Annotated in this window: 15 protein-coding genes; 8 read left to right on the plus strand and 7 right to left on the minus strand. The window is 73.6% G+C overall.

Annotated features, from left to right (window positions below; translation table 11 throughout):
- Window positions 1-112: 112 nt before the first annotated feature.
- Entirely contained in the window at window positions 113-2557 is a 2445-nt protein-coding gene (gene pcrA, locus ACYVKF_RS02240; protein ID WP_056916673.1) for a DNA helicase PcrA, read from the minus strand.
- 45 nt (window positions 2558-2602) lie between these two features.
- On the opposite strand from pcrA, the gene ACYVKF_RS02245 reads away from it, so the two are divergent.
- Both ACYVKF_RS02245 and ACYVKF_RS02250 read left to right on the plus strand, forming a co-directional pair.
- Window positions 2603-3169 carry a GNAT family N-acetyltransferase gene (locus ACYVKF_RS02245; protein WP_460964541.1) on the plus strand — a complete coding sequence of 189 codons (567 nt, stop codon included), beginning with the start codon at window positions 2603-2605 and terminating at the stop codon, window positions 3167-3169.
- Window positions 3170-3235: 66 nt separating this feature from the next.
- Window positions 3236-4627 (plus strand): MFS transporter, encoded by a 1392-nt coding sequence (locus tag ACYVKF_RS02250; protein WP_460964543.1) that lies wholly within the window; start codon window positions 3236-3238, stop codon window positions 4625-4627.
- Window positions 4628-4803: 176 nt separating this feature from the next.
- Here the strand turns inward: ACYVKF_RS02250 and ACYVKF_RS02255 are convergent, their stop codons facing one another.
- Window positions 4804-6144, minus strand: coding sequence for an FUSC family protein (locus tag ACYVKF_RS02255; RefSeq protein WP_460964545.1), 1341 nt, complete (start codon window positions 6142-6144; stop codon window positions 4804-4806).
- A 73-nt stretch (window positions 6145-6217) separates the two neighbouring features.
- Between ACYVKF_RS02255 and ACYVKF_RS02260 the strand changes: the two genes are divergently transcribed.
- Both ACYVKF_RS02260 and ACYVKF_RS02265 read left to right on the plus strand, forming a co-directional pair.
- Window positions 6218-7045 carry a uracil-DNA glycosylase gene (locus ACYVKF_RS02260; protein ID WP_460964547.1) on the plus strand — a complete coding sequence of 276 codons (828 nt, stop codon included), beginning with the start codon at window positions 6218-6220 and terminating at the stop codon, window positions 7043-7045.
- Window positions 7046-7049: 4 nt separating this feature from the next.
- Window positions 7050-7619 carry a GNAT family N-acetyltransferase gene (locus ACYVKF_RS02265; RefSeq protein WP_460964549.1) on the plus strand — a complete coding sequence of 190 codons (570 nt, stop codon included), beginning with the start codon at window positions 7050-7052 and terminating at the stop codon, window positions 7617-7619.
- Here ACYVKF_RS02265 and ACYVKF_RS02270 read toward each other — a convergent pair.
- Window positions 7595-9010 carry a sensor histidine kinase gene (locus ACYVKF_RS02270; protein WP_460964551.1) on the minus strand — a complete coding sequence of 472 codons (1416 nt, stop codon included), beginning with the start codon at window positions 9008-9010 and terminating at the stop codon, window positions 7595-7597. The genes ACYVKF_RS02265 and ACYVKF_RS02270 overlap by 25 nt on opposite strands.
- Entirely contained in the window at window positions 9007-9720 is a 714-nt protein-coding gene (locus ACYVKF_RS02275; protein ID WP_460964553.1) for a response regulator transcription factor, read from the minus strand. Before ACYVKF_RS02275 ends, ACYVKF_RS02270 begins: the two co-directional genes overlap by 4 nt.
- A gap of 145 nt (window positions 9721-9865) precedes the next feature.
- Here ACYVKF_RS02275 and ACYVKF_RS02280 point away from each other — a divergent pair, with 145 nt between their 5' ends.
- The 3 genes from ACYVKF_RS02280 to ACYVKF_RS02290 are packed head-to-tail and all read left to right on the plus strand — an operon-like array spanning window position 9866 to window position 13212.
- Window positions 9866-11080 (plus strand): hypothetical protein, encoded by a 1215-nt coding sequence (locus ACYVKF_RS02280; protein ID WP_460964555.1) that lies wholly within the window; start codon window positions 9866-9868, stop codon window positions 11078-11080.
- 10 nt (window positions 11081-11090) lie between these two features.
- Window positions 11091-12074 carry a quinone oxidoreductase family protein gene (locus ACYVKF_RS02285; RefSeq protein WP_460964557.1) on the plus strand — a complete coding sequence of 328 codons (984 nt, stop codon included), beginning with the start codon at window positions 11091-11093 and terminating at the stop codon, window positions 12072-12074.
- Between the two features lie 31 nt (window positions 12075-12105).
- Window positions 12106-13212 (plus strand): DNA polymerase IV, encoded by a 1107-nt coding sequence (locus ACYVKF_RS02290; RefSeq protein ID WP_460964559.1) that lies wholly within the window; start codon window positions 12106-12108, stop codon window positions 13210-13212.
- Window positions 13213-13218: 6 nt separating this feature from the next.
- Here ACYVKF_RS02290 and ACYVKF_RS02295 read toward each other — a convergent pair whose 3' ends face one another.
- Window positions 13219-13575, minus strand: a complete 357-nt coding sequence (locus ACYVKF_RS02295) for a hypothetical protein (RefSeq protein ID WP_460964561.1) — start codon at window positions 13573-13575, stop codon at window positions 13219-13221.
- 145 nt (window positions 13576-13720) lie between these two features.
- Between ACYVKF_RS02295 and ACYVKF_RS02300 the strand changes: the two genes are divergently transcribed.
- Window positions 13721-14227 (plus strand): pyridoxamine 5'-phosphate oxidase family protein, encoded by a 507-nt coding sequence (locus ACYVKF_RS02300; RefSeq protein WP_460964563.1) that lies wholly within the window; start codon window positions 13721-13723, stop codon window positions 14225-14227.
- Window positions 14228-14245: 18 nt separating this feature from the next.
- Here the strand turns inward: ACYVKF_RS02300 and ACYVKF_RS02305 are convergent, their stop codons facing one another.
- Together ACYVKF_RS02305 and ACYVKF_RS02310 are read right to left on the minus strand one after the other, a co-directional pair.
- A complete protein-coding gene (locus tag ACYVKF_RS02305; RefSeq protein WP_460964565.1) occupies window positions 14246-14926 on the minus strand; it encodes a LuxR C-terminal-related transcriptional regulator in 681 nt (226 codons plus the stop codon).
- Entirely contained in the window at window positions 14913-16328 is a 1416-nt protein-coding gene (locus ACYVKF_RS02310) for an ATP-binding protein (RefSeq protein ID WP_460964567.1), read from the minus strand. The genes ACYVKF_RS02305 and ACYVKF_RS02310 overlap by 14 nt, the downstream gene beginning before the upstream one ends.
- Window positions 16329-16408: the final 80 nt, after the last annotated feature.

Consider the following 16408-nt stretch of genomic DNA (forward strand, 5'->3'; position numbering starts at 1 on the left):
CCCATACCCGGGTATGGCGCCGGGCCGACCGAGCCCTGCGGGCCAGAGCCCACGGGCTGGAGCCTGCGGGCTGGAGCCTGCGGGCCAGATCCTGCGGGCTGGAGCCTGCGGGCTAGAGCTTCTCGAGCGGGGCGTAGCGCAGCAGGAACCGCTTGACGCCGGTGTCGCCGCCGAAGTCGACGTGCGCCTGCGTCTTGTCGCCCTCACCCTCGGTCTTGACGACCGTCCCCATGCCGTAGCTGTCGTGGGTGACCTTGTCACCGGCGTGCAACGAGATGAGCGGGCGGTTGCCGGGCGAGCGGACACCGGGACGCTCGGCGAGGCGGGCGACCGCCGGGGTCGAGGAGCGCCGGTAGCTGGTCGCGGCCTCCGCACGCTGCCAGTCGACGAGGTGGGCCGGGATCTCGTCGAGGAACCGGCTCGCCGGGTTGTACTGCGGGGCTCCCCACGCAGAGCGCACCGCAGCGCGCGAGAGGTGCAGTCGCTCGCGGGCCCGGGTGATGCCGACGTAGGCCAGCCGCCGCTCCTCCTCGAGCTCCTTGGGGTCGCCCAGGGACCGCAGGTGCGGGAAGGTCCCGTCCTCGAGCCCGGTGAGGAACACGACGGGGAACTCCAGGCCCTTCGCGGTGTGCAGCGTCATCAGCGTCACGACCCCGAGGTCCTCGGCCTCCTCGCCGTCGGGGATCTCGTCGGCGTCGGCGACGAGCGACACCTGCTCGAGGAAGTCCTCGAGCGTGGCGACCTCGCCGGTCTGTGCGCGGGTCTCGTCGAACTCCTGGGCGACCGCCACGAGCTCGGCGAGGTTCTCGACCCGGGTCTCGTCCTGCGGGTCGTGGGACGCACGCAGCTCGGCGAGGTACCCGGACTTCTCGATGACGGCCTCGAGCAGCGCACCGATGCCCTGCTCGTCGTCGGCGTGGACGCGGCCGAGCTCCTCGAGCAGGCCGGTGAAGCCCTTGATGGCGGCGACCGAGCGGGTGGCGATGCCGGGAGCGTCCTCGGGTCGGCCGAGGGCGGCGACGAACGGGATGCGCTCGCGCTCGGCCAGGGCCGCCACGCAGGCCTCGGCGCGGTCACCGATCCCGCGCTTGGGCACGTTGAGGATGCGGCGGAGGTTCACCGTGTCGGTGGGGTTGGAGATGACGCGCAGGTAGGCCAGGGCGTCCTTGACCTCGCGCCGCTCGTAGAACCGCGTGCCACCCACCACCTTGTAGGGCAGGCCGACCCGCACGAAGACCTCTTCCAGCGCCCGGGACTGGGCGTTGGTGCGGTAGAAGACCGCGACGTCCTTGGGCTTCACGCCGGCCGAGTCGCCGAGCTCGTCGATCGTCTTGGCCACGAAGGCGGCCTCGTCGTGCTCGTTGTCGCCGACGTAGCCGACGATGAGGGCGCCGTCGCCGCTGTCGGTCCAGAGGTTCTTCTTGCGACGCTCGGGGTTCTTTGCGATGACCGAGTTGGCGGCCTGGAGGATCGTCTGGGTCGAGCGGTAGTTCTGCTCGAGCAGGATGGTCCGCGCGTCGGGGTAGTCCTGCTCGAACTCCACGATGTTGCGGATCGTCGCGCCGCGGAAGGCGTAGATCGACTGGTCGGCGTCGCCGACCACCACGAGCTCGGCGGGCGGCACCTCGGGTCCGTCACCCAGCGGCATACCGGCCGTGCCGGCGGCACCACCGACCAGCTCACGCACGAGCTGGTACTGCGCGTGGTTGGTGTCCTGGTACTCGTCGACGAGGACGTGGCGGAACCGGCGGCGGTAGTGCTCGGCGACGTCGGGGAACGCCTGGAGGATGTTGACCGTGGTCATGATCAGGTCGTCGAAGTCGAGGGCGTTGGCCTGGCGCAGGCGCCGCTGGTAGCCGGTGTAGGCCTCGGCGAGCATCCGCTCCTGGTGGGTGCCCTCGGCGACCTGGGACGAGAAGGTCTCCTCGTCGACGAGCTCGTTCTTGAGGTTGGACACCTGGTGGCTGAACGACCGCGGCGGGTAGCGCTTCGGGTCGAGGTCGAGGTCGCGCATGACCATCGCCATGAGCCGCTGGCTGTCGGCGGCGTCGTAGATGGAGAACGTCGACTTCAGCCCCACCTTGGTCGCCTCGCGGCGCAGGATCCGGACGCAGGCCGAGTGGAAGGTCATGACCCACATCGCCTTGGCGCGAGGGCCCACCAGGGCGGCGACGCGCTCGCGCATCTCGGCCGCGGCCTTGTTGGTGAAGGTGATGGCCAGGACCTGGCCGGGCTGCACCCCACGGGCGCCGAGGAGGTAGGCGATCCGGTTGGTGAGGACACGGGTCTTGCCCGACCCGGCACCGGCGACGATGAGCAGGGGCGAACCCTCGTGCAGCACGGCCTCGCGCTGCTGGGTGTTGAGTCCCTCGAGCAGGCTCTCGGGGTCGGCGTGACGGGCGGCGGCGTCGTCGGGCCCATGGCCCTCGGCGGCGGCCTGGGCCCACGTGGGCACTCCACGCTCGTCCACGGCGGTCGCTCGGGCAGCCGCTGCCGAAGGTCGGGAGTCGGGAGACGGGTGACCGTCGAAGGGCAGGTCGTCGAACAGCGTGCTCATGTTGGCCCCAGCCTACGTGCCCGTGCCGACAGGTAGCGTCGCCGCATGACCCGTCTCGTCGCCCCGCACCTGCGCCACCAGGAGTCCTACCTGACCGCGTCCGACGAGTTCCTCGCGTCGCGGGAGCAGCGTGACGGCGACGGCGACTGGGTGCACGAGCCCGAGCCCGGGTACGCCGGCTTCAGCTTCACCCGCGAGAGCCTGCGCGACCCGGAGGAGTTCGCCCGGTTCGTGGCCCTGCGGCGGCGCGCCCGGGACGACGACGCCCCGCGCCGGCACGCCTGGACGCCCGTGACGTTCCTGTGGATGGTCGTCGGCGACGAGTACGTGGGGTCGCTGGCGATCCGGCACCGGCTCACCGACCGGCTGCTCGAGGAGGGCGGCCACATCGGCTACAGCGTCCGCCCCACGGCGCGTCGCCGTGGGCACGCCAGCCGGGCCCTGGCCCGCGCGCTGGTGCTCGCCCACGGGGTGATCGACGGTCCGAGCGTGCTCGTCACCTGCCTGGAGGAGAACGTCGGGTCGCGGGCCGTCATCGAGGGCAACGGGGGCGAGTACGAGGACAGCCGCAACGGGGTGCGCCGCTACTGGATCCCGACCCGGCCCGCCTGAGGCCTGCGCCGGGCGGGCGCGGGTTCGGGCGGAAAACCCGGTTGCCCTGCTGCGTAGCGTGAGGACGTGGCCACCGACACCCGGGTGAGGGACCTGCTGCGCGAACGCCCGTTCGCGCTGCTCGTCAGTGCCCGGACCCTGTCGATGCTCGCCGTGGCGTTCGCGCCCGTCGCGCTGGCCTTCGGCATCCTCGACCTCCCGGGCGCCACCCCCACCACGCTGTCGGTGGTCCTCGCCTCCGAGGCGGTCGCCGTGGTCGTGTTCATCCTCGCGGGCGGCGTGGTCGCCGACCGCTACCCGCGCCACCGCGTGCTCCAGGCGGCGGAGTGGGTCAACGCGCTGGCCCACGCCGCGCTGGCCCTGATGATCGGTATGGAGCGCGCGCCGCTGTGGGGGCTGGTGGCCGCCGCGGTCCTGTCGGGCACGGCCACGGCCACCGTCTGGCCGGCGCTCACCGGGATCATCCCGGAGGTGGTGCCGCCCGAGCACCTCCAGCAGGGGAACGCGCTGCTCGCCCTGGGCACCAACATCGCCCGGGTCTCCGGGCTCGTCGCCGGTGGTCTCGTGGTCGCGGCCGTGGGAGGCGGGTGGGCGCTGGCGCTGGCGAGCGCCTCGTTCGCCGCGGCGGGGGTGATGGTGGCCCTCATCCGACTGCCCTCGGGGGCCGCCGAGCCAGCCTCCGGGGAGCCCGACGGGGACGTGGCCGTCGGGCACGTGGCCGACGGGGCCGGGCTCGTCGGGGACGCGGTCGTCGGGGACGCGGTCGTCGACGGGACCCCGGTGGCCGACGGGTCGGGCTCGGTGCTCGCGGACCTGCGCGACGGGTGGGACGAGTTCCGGTCGCGGCAGTGGCTGTGGGTCGTCGTCGTGCAGTTCTCCCTGCTCGTCATGGTGTTCCAGGCGGCGCACCTCGTCCTGGGGCCGGTGGTCGCCCGGAACGAGCTCGGTGGGCCCACCGCCTGGACCGCCGTCCTGACCGGTGAGGCGGTCGGGCTGATCGTCGGCGTCCTGGTGGCCCTGCGCCTGCGTCCTCGCCGCCCGATCCTGCTCGGCGTCGTCCTCACCCTGGGCGCGGCGCCGCCCTACCTCCTGCTCGGCGCCAGCGCCCCGCTCTGGGTCGTGGTGCTCTCGGCCTTCGTCATGGGTGTCTGCTTCGACCTGTTCGGCATCCTGTGGCAGACCACGATGCAGCGGGTCATCCCGGCGGCCTCGCTGTCCCGGGTGAGCTCGTACGACGCGCTCGGCTCGCTCATGCTGGGACCGCTCGGCCTGGTCCTGGCCGGACCGGCGGCCGAGCGCTTCGGCGCCCACCGCGCGCTGCTCGTCTGCGGTGTCGTCATGGTCGTGTCGACGGCGCTCGCACTGCTGTCGCCGGGCGTCCGCAACCTCGTCGCCCCCGGTCCGGCAGGCACGCAGCCGCTCGCGGCCGACCCCGACCCGGTGCACCCGCTCCCCTGACGCTCGGCCGCCCACCCGGCAGCGGGGACGACCAGCGCCGGATCCGGCACGAATGGCCCTCGGCGTCGCCGGCCAGCGGCGATTCGCGCCGGAAACGGCACCGGTGGACCGCCGGGATCCGCACATCAGGGGAGGTCAGGGCAGGTCAGCGCGGGTCGGCGCGGAGTCTTCGCGGGTCAGCGCGGCTGATGGGTGGTGCTCGTGCCCGAGACCGCGTCGGGCGCGCCCGACCAGCTGCCGTGGCGCCGCGTGCGTGCGCCGGGCAGGGCGTCGCGCACCAGTGGGGCGACCACCGAGATGGGTGCCGGCCGCTGCCACGCGGCCCGCAGCCGGGCCCGTCGCTCGAGGTCGAGCTGCACGAGCACCTGCTCCACCGCGGCCAGCACCGAACCCCTCAGCAGCCACAGCTCGACCCGCCCCTCCGGCCGGCTCGTGAGGAGCTCGGTGAGGATGGCGCGGGTCTCCCGCAGGATCTCCAGGCTCTCCGCGAGCGCCTCCTCGGCACGCTCCTGCGCCCCACCGGCCTCGGCGTGCACGAGCCGCCCGTAGGCGCGCAAGCAGTCGGCCACGTCGGCCAGGACCACCGAGAGCGCCTGGCGGGCGTCCTCGTCGAACGCGTCGTCCGCGGCCGCGCCGGCAGCCTCGTCCCCGTCGGCGTCGGGCGGGAGCTCGGCGAGGATCACCGTGAACAGCGCCCGGATCGCCAGCAGGCTCGCCTCGAGCCGGTCCAGGCCCTCGCGCAGCCCCGGCTCGACGTCGGTCGTCGTCAGGGCCCGCGGGTTGAACCGGCGCCCCTCCTTGACCTGCGTCACGACCGCCGACGCCTCTGCCACCCGGGCGGCCACCCCGCGCGTCTCGTCGGCCCACCTCTCGACCTCGCTGCGGCGCAGCCGGTCGGTGGCCATCGACCGGGAGGCCCGGTCCAGGCAGTCCGCCATGGCGTACGCGACGCGCAGCACCGCCAAACCCGCGCGGCCGCTCGGCACGGCCGACGGCAGCAGCAGGTTGAACACGACCCCCACGGCCGCCCCGACGAGGGTCAGGGCGACCCGTGCCTCGGCCGCCACGTCCGGCGACCCGACAGCCAGGATGAGCATGGCGCTGATCGGGACCTCCAGCGCCTGCTCCCCGAGCCGGAAGACCTTGGCGAGCACCAGCGACGCAGCGATCACGGCCCCCAGGCTCCACCACGACAACCCCGCCAGCGCCGAGAACGCCACGGCCACCAGGACCCCGGTGAGGACGGCACCGACGCGCAGCACGCTCATCCGCAGCGTGGAGAACGCCGAGGCCTGGACGACGAGCAGGGCGGTCAGGGGTGCCGTGAGGTCGGTCGAGATGCCCGTGACCCGGCCCGCGATGAGCCACGCGATGACGGCGGCCGAGGTCAGCCGCAGCACCCACGCGAGGGTCGGTCGCAGGCGGGTGGGCAGGTCGGTCCAGCGGGTGGGCCGCCCCGGCCAGGCCCGGTCGGCGACCACCGCAAGCCACCCGCGTTCGTCTCTCGCCTCGGCCACGCCCCGAGGGTGGCACGACCCGGGCGCGGGCGACAGGCGAGCGCCTCGGCACCTGCGCGTCTACCGTGGCCGCGTGGGCGACTCGCACCCCGTCACCGGGCAGCTGTTCGACTCCCCGGTGCCGCCCGGCACGGGGTGGCCCGGGGACCCCGCCACCCGTCATACCCCCGTGGCGTCGTCACCCGAGGAGGTGGCGGAGCTCGCCACGGGTGCGCCCGACGTCGCCGAGCTCGACGCGCGGGTGAGCGTGTGCCGCGCGTGCCCGCGCCTCGTGCAGTGGCGGGAGTCGGTGGCCACGACCGGCCGGCGCGCGTCGTTCGCGGACCAGCCCTACTGGGGCCGTCCGGGACCCGGCTTCGGGGACCCCGACGCGCAGGTCCTCGTCGTGGGTCTCGCCCCTGCGGCCAACGGCACCAACCGCACCGGCCGCATGTTCACCGGCGACCGGTCCGGGGACTGGCTGTATGCCGCGTTGCACCGCGGCGGGTACGCCAACCAGCCGACGTCGTGGGCCTCCGGCGACGGACTGGTCCTGACGAACCTGCGCATCGTCGCGGCGGTCCGCTGCGCACCACCCGACAACAAGCCGACCACCGTCGAGAAGGCGACCTGTGCCCCGTGGCTGGACCGCGACCTGGCCCTCGCGGCGCCGCGGCTGCGTGCCGTCCTCGCGCTGGGGGCGATCGGGTGGGACGCGTTCCTGGGGAGCGCCCGGCGGTCGGGGTGGGAGGTGCCCCGGCCCAAGCCGCGGTTCGGCCACGGCGCCGAGGCGCTGCTCAGGACGCCGGCCGGGCGCGAGGTGCGGCTCGTCGGGAGCTACCACGTGAGCCAGCAGAACACCTTCACCGGCAAGCTCACCGAGCCGATGCTGGACGCCGTCATCAACCGGTTGGGAGAGTAGGCGGATGGTGCGGCTGGCGATCCCGCACGTCCGGTTCCACCGCTCGTTCCTCGAGGCGGCGGACGAGTTCCGCGCCGCCGGGGAGGCGACCTACGACGGGATCGTCAACTGGCCCGCCGAGGGCGACTTCCCCGGGGTGGTGTTCACCCGCGAGGCACTGGACGACCCGGCAGAGTTCGAGCGGCTGGTCGCCAACCGCGTCGGGGACGCCGACGAGGCGAGCCTGCGCCCTCCGGGCTGGTCGACCGCGACCTACTGGTGGATGGAGGACCCCGAGCGGCCGGACGAGTACGTCGGGTCGATCTCGCTGCGGCACCGGATCGACCACCCCCTGCTCGCGAGCATCGGCGGCCACATCGGCTACGGCGTGCGGCCCGGAGCACGGCGGCGAGGATTCGCCAGCGACGCGTTGCGGCAGGTCATCCCGATCGCAGCCACCCGCGGGATCGACCGGCTGCTCGTCACCTGCGACCTCGACAACACCGCCTCGGCGCGCACGATCGAGGCCAACGGGGGACGCTTCGAGCGCGAGCAGAGCGGGAAGCGGCGCTACTGGATCGAGACCGGCGCCTGACGCTGTGCCGCCTCGGGTTCGAGCGGCAGCAGGACCCGGAAGCAGGTGCCACCTTCGCGCGGCGCGTCGTGCACCGACACCTCGCCACCGAGGCCGTCCACGAGGGCCTTGACGATCGCCAGCCCCAGACCGGTCCCGACCCGCCGCACGCCGCGGTAGCGCTGGTACAGCTCGCTGCGCTCGAAGGCGACAGCCCGGTCCTCGGCGGTGAGTCCGGGTCCACCGTCGCGAACCTCCAGCACTGCCGACGGATTCGCTCCAGGCCCGGATCCCTGCTCGACCCGCAGGGCCACGACGAGCGGCGCCCCTACGGGGGTGACACGGAGCGCGTTCTCCGCGAGCCCGTCCACGACCTGGCGCAGCCGGACCGGGTCCGTCCGCACGGACACGGGCTCGTCCGTGACCTCGGCGGCGAACGCGACGCCCACCCTGCGGGCCCGCTCCCCCCACACGGCCGCGGCCTCCCGCACCACCTCGCGCAGGTCGAGGTCGACGACGTCGAACCGGAAGTCGTCCGCCCCGAGCCGGGCGAGGTCGAGCAGGTCGGCGACGAGCCGCTCGAGTCGGTTCGCCTCGCCCACGATCGTCCGTCCCGCAGCCGGCACCGCGTCACCGGTGATGACGCCGTCCTCGAGTCCCTCGGCGAAGCCCTTCACCGCCCCGAGCGGGGTCCGCAGCTCGTGCGACACCGACAGCAGGAACTCGCGCTGCCGGGCCTCGCTGTGCTCGAGCGCCTCGGCGAGGGCGTTGAGGGCCTCCCCCGTGGCCGCGACCTCGACCGGGCCGGAGGGGCTGACCCGCACCGGCCGCTCGCCGGCCGCCATCCGCCCCGCTGCGGCGGCCGTGCCCCTCAGCGGGGCTGCCAGCCGACGGGCGAACACCACCGCGACCAGGACCGCGAGCACCAGTCCCAGGACGAGGGCGAGCAGCACCCGGTTGAGCAGACGCAGGCTCGCGCCGGTCGCCAGGCTCGCCCGCTCCGCGAACACCACCGTGCCGCCCGTCCCCAGGGTCCGGATCTCGACGAGCACGGTGCGCCCGTCCACGCGCGTCGAACGCGACCCGTCCTGCGCGGCTCCCGCACCCACCTGCCCGTATGCCGTGCGGGCCAGCTGATCGCCGACCACCCGACCGGCGGGGGTCACCCAGGCGACCGGGGTGTCCTGTCGCCGGACCACCCGCAGCGCCGCCGTGGTGTCGGCCGGTCGGCTGGCGTCGAGGACGGCGACGACGAGGTCTGCCTTGCTCCGCAACGCCTTCCGCGCCTCGTCCTGCGCAGCGCTGCGCACGAGCCCGACCGACACCAGACCCGCGACGACGACGGCGATGGTCACGACCGCAGCCATGAGCACTGCCACCCGTCGTTCGAGCGGCACGCCTGTCCGGCTCACGGTCGCTCCACGCTGTACCCCACACCGCGGACGGTGCGGATCGGGCTGGCGGTCCCGAGCTTGGACCGCAGCTGGGCGATGTGGACGTCCACCGTGCGCGTGGGGTCCTCGGCGGGATAGCCCCACACGGCGCTGAGGAGCTCACCCCTGGTCCAGACCCGTCCCGGTCTGGTCATGAGGTGCGCCAGGAGGTCGAACTCGGTGGTGGTCAACGCGATCGGGACCCCGTCGAGCCGACCCCGGCGGGTGTCGGTCTCCAGCACCAGTGGACCGACGACCAGGCTCGTGCGCTCACCGTGGGCCGCTCCGGCGGCAGCCGCAGCCTCGGCCGCCCGGCGCTGACGCCGCAGCAGGGCACGTACCCGGGCCGCCAGCTCGCGCGGCGAGTACGGCTTGGTGAGGTAGTCGTCGGCCCCCAGCTCGAGGCCGACGATCCGGTCGACCTCGTCGTCGCGCGCGGTCACGAAGATCACCGGGGTCCAGTCCTCACGCGCCCGCATCCGGCGGCACAGGCCGATCCCGTCGACGCTGCCCGGCAGCCCGATGTCGAGCAGCACCACGTCGAAGCCACCGGCGTCGAGCGCCTCGATCGCTGCATCGGCGTCGCCCACGACGTGGACGTGGTGGGCGTCCCGCTCGAGGTACAGCCGGGCGAGCTCGGCCAGTGCGGGCTCGTCCTCGACGAGCAGCACCCGGGGCGTGGGGTCCATGGCGCAACCGTCGCTGACGGGAGATGGGCACGCAAGCACCACCGCGGCATACCGGCGTGGACGTGCGCGCGCCGTGGCGAAACCCGAACACTCCTCGAACACCGGGGCAACCCCCACCAGACCTGCGCGCGGCACCCTGCGGGACATGGACACCAGAACCCTTCTCATCCGTTGCGCGGCCCTGCTCAGCGTGGGCGCGGCCCTCATCCACGTCGGCGTGAGTGCCGACCACTTCCGGGAGTGGTGGGCCGCAGGCCTGTTCTTCCTGGTCACAGCCGCAGCCCAGCTGGCGTGGGCCGCCTGGCTCTGGGCCCGACCGGCCTCCCGCCGGGTCCTGGCGGTCGGTGCCGCCGGATCGGTCGCGCTCGTCCTCCTCTGGGTCGTCTCGCGCACCAGCGGGCTCCCGATCGGCCCGGAAGCCGGGGTGGCCGAGGCGGTCGGCGCCGCTGACGTCGTCTGCGGGATCCTCGAGCTCGCCTGCGCGGGGCTGGCGCTGGTGGCGTCGGCCGGTCTCGTCCCACGACGTCTTCGCACCCCCTCGACACCGCGCCGGGCGGCCCTGGTCACCGGTGCGGTGGCGGCCGTCGCGCTCGTGGCGAGCGGAGCGGCCATCGCCGCCCCCGGCCACGACCACACCGAGGAGACGGCCGCTGCCGGCCACACGCACGCCAGTGGCGCGGCGACCTCGGAGTCCGGGGCGCACGACCACGCCGACGTCCCCGACCTCCCCGACACCTCGAAGGCCACCTCCGAGCAGACCGCCGCGGCCAAGGAGCTGCTCGACCGGACCATCGCGGCGACGACCGCGTACCGCGACCCCGCAGCCGCGACGAAGGCAGGCTTCGACGTGCAGGCGGCCTGGGACCGCGAGGAGGAGCTCGTCGCGAAGGTGGCCCAGCAGCGCGCCGCTGCCGGCGCATCCACGAAGCCGGGCAAGGCCGGCAAGGCGGCGCGCAAGGACGGCAGGCGGAACGCCCTCGGAGTCGGCCTCGTGCACGTGCCCAACAAGGCCAACCGCACGGACGGCCGGATCCTCGACCCGAACGCCCCCGAGACCCTGATCTACTCCCGTTCCGCCGACGGCACCTTCCGGCTGGTCGGGGTGATGTTCACCGCGGAGAAGAAGACGCCGCCGGCCTCCTACCAGCCCTACGTCCGCTGGCACACGCACGAGACCTGCACCGGTGGCGGCGTGAAGAAGCTCAAGCCGGTCGACGGCAGGTGCGCCAGCGGCACCACCCTGCGCACCTCCGGCGCGATGACCCACCTGTGGTTCGTCGACGACTCCCAGCTCGCGTCGGCCTACGCCCGCAAGGCTCCGGTCAAGGCCCTGGTCGCCTACCAGAAGGCGCTCGCCTAGCGTAGGGAGCATGGCTTCCACCACTCCCGCCCTCGTGGTCCCCCGGCACGGCGACTCCTCGGTCCTCGAGGTGCGGGAGTGGGACGTCCCACCGCCCGGCGGGGGTGAGGTGCAGGTCGAGGTGGCAGCGGTCGGCGTCAACTTCATCGACGTCTACCAGCGCCAGGGCGTCTACCCCATGGACACCCCGTACGTCGCCTGCTCCGAGGGCGCCGGCACGGTGACCGCGCTGGGCGAGGGGGTGACCGGAGTCGCCGTCGGCGACCGCGTCGCCTGGGGCTCCGGCCTCGGGTCCGCCGCGAAGGTCGCCAACCGGGCGGTCGACTCGCTCGTGCCCGTCCCCGACGGGGTCGACCTCGACGTCGCCGCAGCCGCCATGCTCCAGGGCATGACGGCGCACTACCTCGTCAACTCCACGTATGCCGTGGGGCCGGGCACCGTGGCCCTGGTGCACGCAGCAGCGGGCGGGGTCGGCCAGCTGCTCGTGCAGATGGTCAAGGCCAAGGGTGGCCGGGTGGTTGCGACGGCGGGTTCGGCCGACAAGCTGGAGATCGCGAAAGCTCTCGGCGCCGACGCCACGATCAACTACAGCGACGTCGACGACCTCGCCGCCGAGGTGCGAAAGGCCAACGGGGACAACGGGGTCGACGTCGCCTACGACGGCGTCGGCAAGTCCACGTTCGACGCCTCGCTCGCCTCGCTGCGCCCGCGCGGGATGATGGTGCTCTTCGGCGGCGCCAGCGGTCAGGTGCCGCCGTTCGACCTCCAGCGGCTCAACACGGGTGGCTCGCTGTTCGTCACCCGACCGACCCTGGGCAGCTACCTCCAGACGCGTGAGGAGCTGCTCGAGCGAGGCACCTCCGTGCTCGGCGACATCGCGGCCGGACGCCTCGCCATCGACGTCGGCGGCCGCTACGCCCTCTCCGACGCCGCCACCGCCTACGACGACCTCGAGGCCCGCCGCACCAGGGGCAAGCTGCTGCTGGTCCCCTGACACCGTCACCCCTGCCGGGCAGGATGGGCCCATGGCACCCGAGGTCCAGCCCGCCGCCCGGCCCTGGGTCCTGCACGTCGACCTCGACCAGTTCATCGCGGCGGTGGAGATCCTGCGCCGCCCGGAGCTCGCAGGCCTGCCCGTCATCGTCGGCGGACGCGGCGACCCCACCGAGCGGGCCGTGGTGTCCACCGCCTCCTACGAGGCGCGCGCCTTCGGCGTCCACTCCGGCATGCCGCTCAAGCTCGCCGTCCGCAAGTGCCCGGAGGCCGTCGTGCTCGCCGTCGACGGACCCGCCTACGACGCCGCGTCAGCCGAGGTGATGGCCACCCTCAAGGCCGTTCCCGGGGCGGTCGTCCAGGTGCTCGGGTGGGACGAGGCGTTCGTCGGCATCGAGACCGACGACCCGTGGGCGGTGGCCCGGTCGATCCAGGCCGCGGTGCTCGAACGGACCGACCTGCACTGCTCGGTCGGGGTCGGCGACACGACGGTGCGCGCCAAGATCGCCACCGACTTCGGCAAGCCGCGCGGGGTGTTCGAGCTGACGCGTGACAACTGGTTCGAGGTGATGGGGGCGCGCCCGACGGATGCCCTGTGGGGCGTCGGGTCCCGCATCGCCGCCAGGCTTGCCGCCCACGGCATCGCGACGGTGTACGACCTGGCCACGGCCGACGAGGCGGTGCTGGCGAGCGAGTTCGGCCCGTCGATGGGACCGCACTACCGCCGGCTCGGCCAGGGCGCCGGCACGACCACCGTCGACGACACTCCGTGGATCGCCCGGGCCCACGGACGCGAGACGACCTACCAGACCAACCTCGTGGAGCCGCAGGAGATCTCGGACGCCGTGCACGCCCTCGCCGAGCAGGTCGTCGAGGACATCCGCCGCGAGGACCGCGCGTGCGTGCGGGTGCACCTCAAGGTGCGCTTCGCGCCGTTCTTCACGACGACCCGGATCCGCAAGCTCGCCGAGCCGACGTTCGACGCCACGGTCATCGCCACGACCGCGCTCGAGCTGTTGCGGGGCCTGGGCGACGACCGGCCGATCAGGCTGCTCGGGGTGAGGGCGGAGATGGTGCCGCCCGAGGGTGGCTACGACCCACCGCGCACCGTCGGTCGCGGCGGCCCGCCCGCCCGCTGAGGGGCGTCAGCTCCAGACGGCCGCGACGACGACGTTGAGGGCGCCGAGGGCCCCGGCGGCGCGCACGAGCCCCGCGCCGTCCTGTCCGCGCTTGGTCCGGGCCCGACCGATCTCCACGAGGGCCAGGGCCGCGATCGCGATGAGCAGCTTGACGCCGATCTTGGTGTGGTTGAGGTTCTCGTCGAGCGAGCTCACGCCCTCGGCGAGCCCCACGAGGACGAGCCCGGTGACGAGCTGCGCTCGGGCACCCCACGCCATGACGCTCGTGGAGCCGGCGCCGGCCAGCAGCACCAGCCAACCACCGACGAGGGCGGCCATGCCGAGGAGGTGGGCAACGACGACGAGGTCGTACACGAGCTGCATACGTGGATCCTATCGGCGGCCACGGTGGACCGGCCGGACCGCTGTCTGCGCTGCGACGGCTGCAGGAGGTGCCGCCTCGCGGCCCGCGGGTTAGCGTCGAAGCACAGGCCCCTGAGCAGGGCAGATGCCGACGAAGGACGTACCCGTGACCCAATCGCAGCAGACCCCGACGCACGACCCCGACTCCGTCGCCAAGGTGCGCGACCTCGTCAAGGACGAGCGCACGTGCATGTTCACGACGATCGGGCCCGACGGCGCCATCGTCAGCCGCCCGATGGCCACGCAGGAGGTCGAGTTCGACGGCGACCTGTGGTTCTTCGCCTCGGCCGCCTCCCCCAAGGTGTCCGAGGTGCAGGCCGACCCGCGCGTGAACATCGGGTACGCCGGTTCGTCCTCGTGGGTGTCCGTCTCCGGCACCGCCGAGGTCGTCCGCGACGTCGCGAAGAACAAGGAGCTGTGGAACCCGTTCGCCGAGGCGTGGTTCGCCAACGGCCCGGAGGACCCCAACGTGGTCCTGCTCAAGGTCAGCACCGAGACCGCGGAGTACTGGGACACCCCCGGCGGCAAGGTGGCCAGCGTCATCGCCCTCGTGAAGAGCAAGGTCACCGGCGACCGTCCGGACGTGGGCGACAACGAGACCGTCCAGCTCTAGCCCCCAGATGGGTCGCCGTCAGAGCAGGCGGCGGCCCATCGCCCAGGCCGTGAGCTCGTGGCGCGAGGACAGCTGGAGCTTGCGCAGCACCGAGGAGACGTGGGTCTCGACGGTCTTGACGGAGATGAAGAGCTCCTTGGCCACCTCCTTGTACTGGTAGCCGCGGGCGATGAGCCGCATCACCTCGCGCTCACGGGCCGAGAGGCGGTCGAGCTCCTCGTCGACCTCGGCGATCTCGCCCGCGGCCGCCCCGAACGCGTCGAGCACGAAGCCCGCCAGCCGCGGCGAGAAGACCGCGTCCCCGTCGGCCACCCGCTGGATGGCGCGAGTGAGGTCGGTGGCGCTGATCGTCTTGGTCACGTACCCGCGCGCACCGGCGCGGATCACCGCGATGACGTCCTCGGCGGCGTCGGAGACCGACAGGGCGAGGAAGCGCACTGGCTGGCCGGCGGTGGTCTCGAGCCCGCGGCACCCGTGCAGGACGTCCACCCCACCGTTGCCGTTGCCCCCGGGCAGGTGGACGTCCAGGAGGACCACGGGCGGCTTGGCCTGACGGATCACGGCGATGGCGGTGTCGACGTCGGGCGCCTCGCCCACGATGGACACCGCGTCGCCCAGCTCGGCCTTGACCCCGGAACGGAACATCCGGTGGTCGTCGACGAGCACGACCTCGACGGGCTTGCGGTCAGGCGTGTTCACGGGTCTCCTCGGGGACGGGCTGGGACGGCGGCGTGGCCGGTGGCGGTGCGGTGGGCGGTGGCGGTGCGGTGGGCGGCGGGGTCGCGGGCACCGGAGGGAGGGTGAGCACGACCTCGGTGCCGTGCTCGAGCCGGCGGACCCGGGCTGTGCCGCCGTGCCGGTCCATCCGGCCGAGGATCGACTGGCGGACGCCGAGGCGGTCGTCGGGCACCTCCTCGAGCTCGAACCCGGGTCCGTGGTCGCGGACGAACGCCTCGACGCCGGACGGACCCACCTCGAGGTAGAGGGACACCGGCGCCGCACCGTGCCGGACGGCGTTGAGCAGCGCCTCGCGCACCGCCCGGGACAGGGCCAGGCCGCCGTCGTCGAGCGGCCGGTCGCCGGTGGCAACCAGGTCGATGGGTGTGCCGTGCAGGTCCTCGACCTCGTGGGCCACCTCGGCCACGGCGGCGGCGAGCGTCGCATCGCTGTCGGTGGGTCCGGCATACAGCCACGACCGCAGCTCACGCTCCTGCGCGCGGGCGAGCTGGGTGACGGCGGCGGGGTCGTCGGCCTTGCGCTGGATCAGGGCCAGCGTCTGCAGGACGGAGTCGTGCAGGTGGGCGGCGATGTCTGCGCGCTCGGTGGCGCGAGCGCGTTCGGCCTGCTCGTGCCGCAGGTCCGACCAGAGGCTCAGGCCCCAGGGTGCGGCGATGAGCGCCACTCCGGCGAGCACGGCGACCACGGCGGCACCGATGTCCCAGATGGCCTCGAGCGACCGACCACGGGTGGCCATGATGACCAGGCCCGCAAGCGCCAGCACCCCACCGAAGACGAGTCGTGCCGCACTGAACCGGCCGGTCCCGGAACCGTCCCCGAGCCACCGCCCCCGCTGTCGCTCGTCGAGCTGCGACCACGCCAGCACCGCACCGGCCGCGACGACGAGCAGGGGCAGCAGGATGCCGAGGCGCGCGTTGAGGCCGGCGTTCTGGGCCACGACGACGAGACCGACGGCCAGCATGAGGCCACCGACGAGCAGCACGCGGGTGGCGTCGCGCTCGGCCTCGGGCAGGGCCCCCACCGGAGCACCCACGGGGGCACCGCCACCGGGACCTCCCGTCTCGCCCACCGGGTCGGCCGGGTCCATGGTGGGGCGCTGGCCGTTGACCAACCCGCCCCGGGACAGCGGCGTCAGGGCCCACAGGAACACGTAGGCCACCAGCCCGGCGCCCGTGGGGATCGACAGCACGACGAACAGCACGCGGATCCAGCGCACCGACCAGCCCAGGTGCTCGGCCAGTCCGGCGCTCACGCCGGCGATCACCTTGCCCTCGGCGGGGCGGGTGAGGACGCGGCGGGCGGCGCGGCGTTCTGCGGCCCTCGCCTCCTGTGGGGGGACGGGCCGCTCGTAAGGAGTCGGCATGCCCTCATCCTGACCTACTCCGGGGCGGAAAGAGACCCTCCTCAGGGTGCAGAGCGGGGCTCTCGGGGTCCGTTCAGGGT

The organism is Pedococcus soli (genome assembly GCF_054782575.1).

Excerpts from the sequence above, each read along its gene's own strand:
- ACYVKF_RS02245 (WP_460964541.1), top strand. The coding sequence starts at position 2,603 with ATGACCCGTCTCGTCGCCCCGCACCTGCGCCACCAGGAGTCCTACCTG.
- ACYVKF_RS02265 (WP_460964549.1), top strand. The coding sequence starts at position 7,050 with ATGGTGCGGCTGGCGATCCCGCACGTCCGGTTCCACCGCTCGTTCCTC.
- pcrA (WP_056916673.1), bottom strand. The coding sequence starts at position 2,557 with ATGAGCACGCTGTTCGACGACCTGCCCTTCGACGGTCACCCGTCTCCC.
- ACYVKF_RS02290 (WP_460964559.1), top strand. The coding sequence starts at position 12,106 with ATGGCACCCGAGGTCCAGCCCGCCGCCCGGCCCTGGGTCCTGCACGTC.
- ACYVKF_RS02275 (WP_460964553.1), bottom strand. The coding sequence starts at position 9,720 with ATGGACCCCACGCCCCGGGTGCTGCTCGTCGAGGACGAGCCCGCACTG.
- ACYVKF_RS02285 (WP_460964557.1), top strand. The coding sequence starts at position 11,091 with ATGGCTTCCACCACTCCCGCCCTCGTGGTCCCCCGGCACGGCGACTCC.
- ACYVKF_RS02310 (WP_460964567.1), bottom strand. The coding sequence starts at position 16,328 with ATGCCGACTCCTTACGAGCGGCCCGTCCCCCCACAGGAGGCGAGGGCC.
- ACYVKF_RS02295 (WP_460964561.1), bottom strand. The coding sequence starts at position 13,575 with ATGCAGCTCGTGTACGACCTCGTCGTCGTTGCCCACCTCCTCGGCATG.
- ACYVKF_RS02280 (WP_460964555.1), top strand. The coding sequence starts at position 9,866 with ATGGACACCAGAACCCTTCTCATCCGTTGCGCGGCCCTGCTCAGCGTG.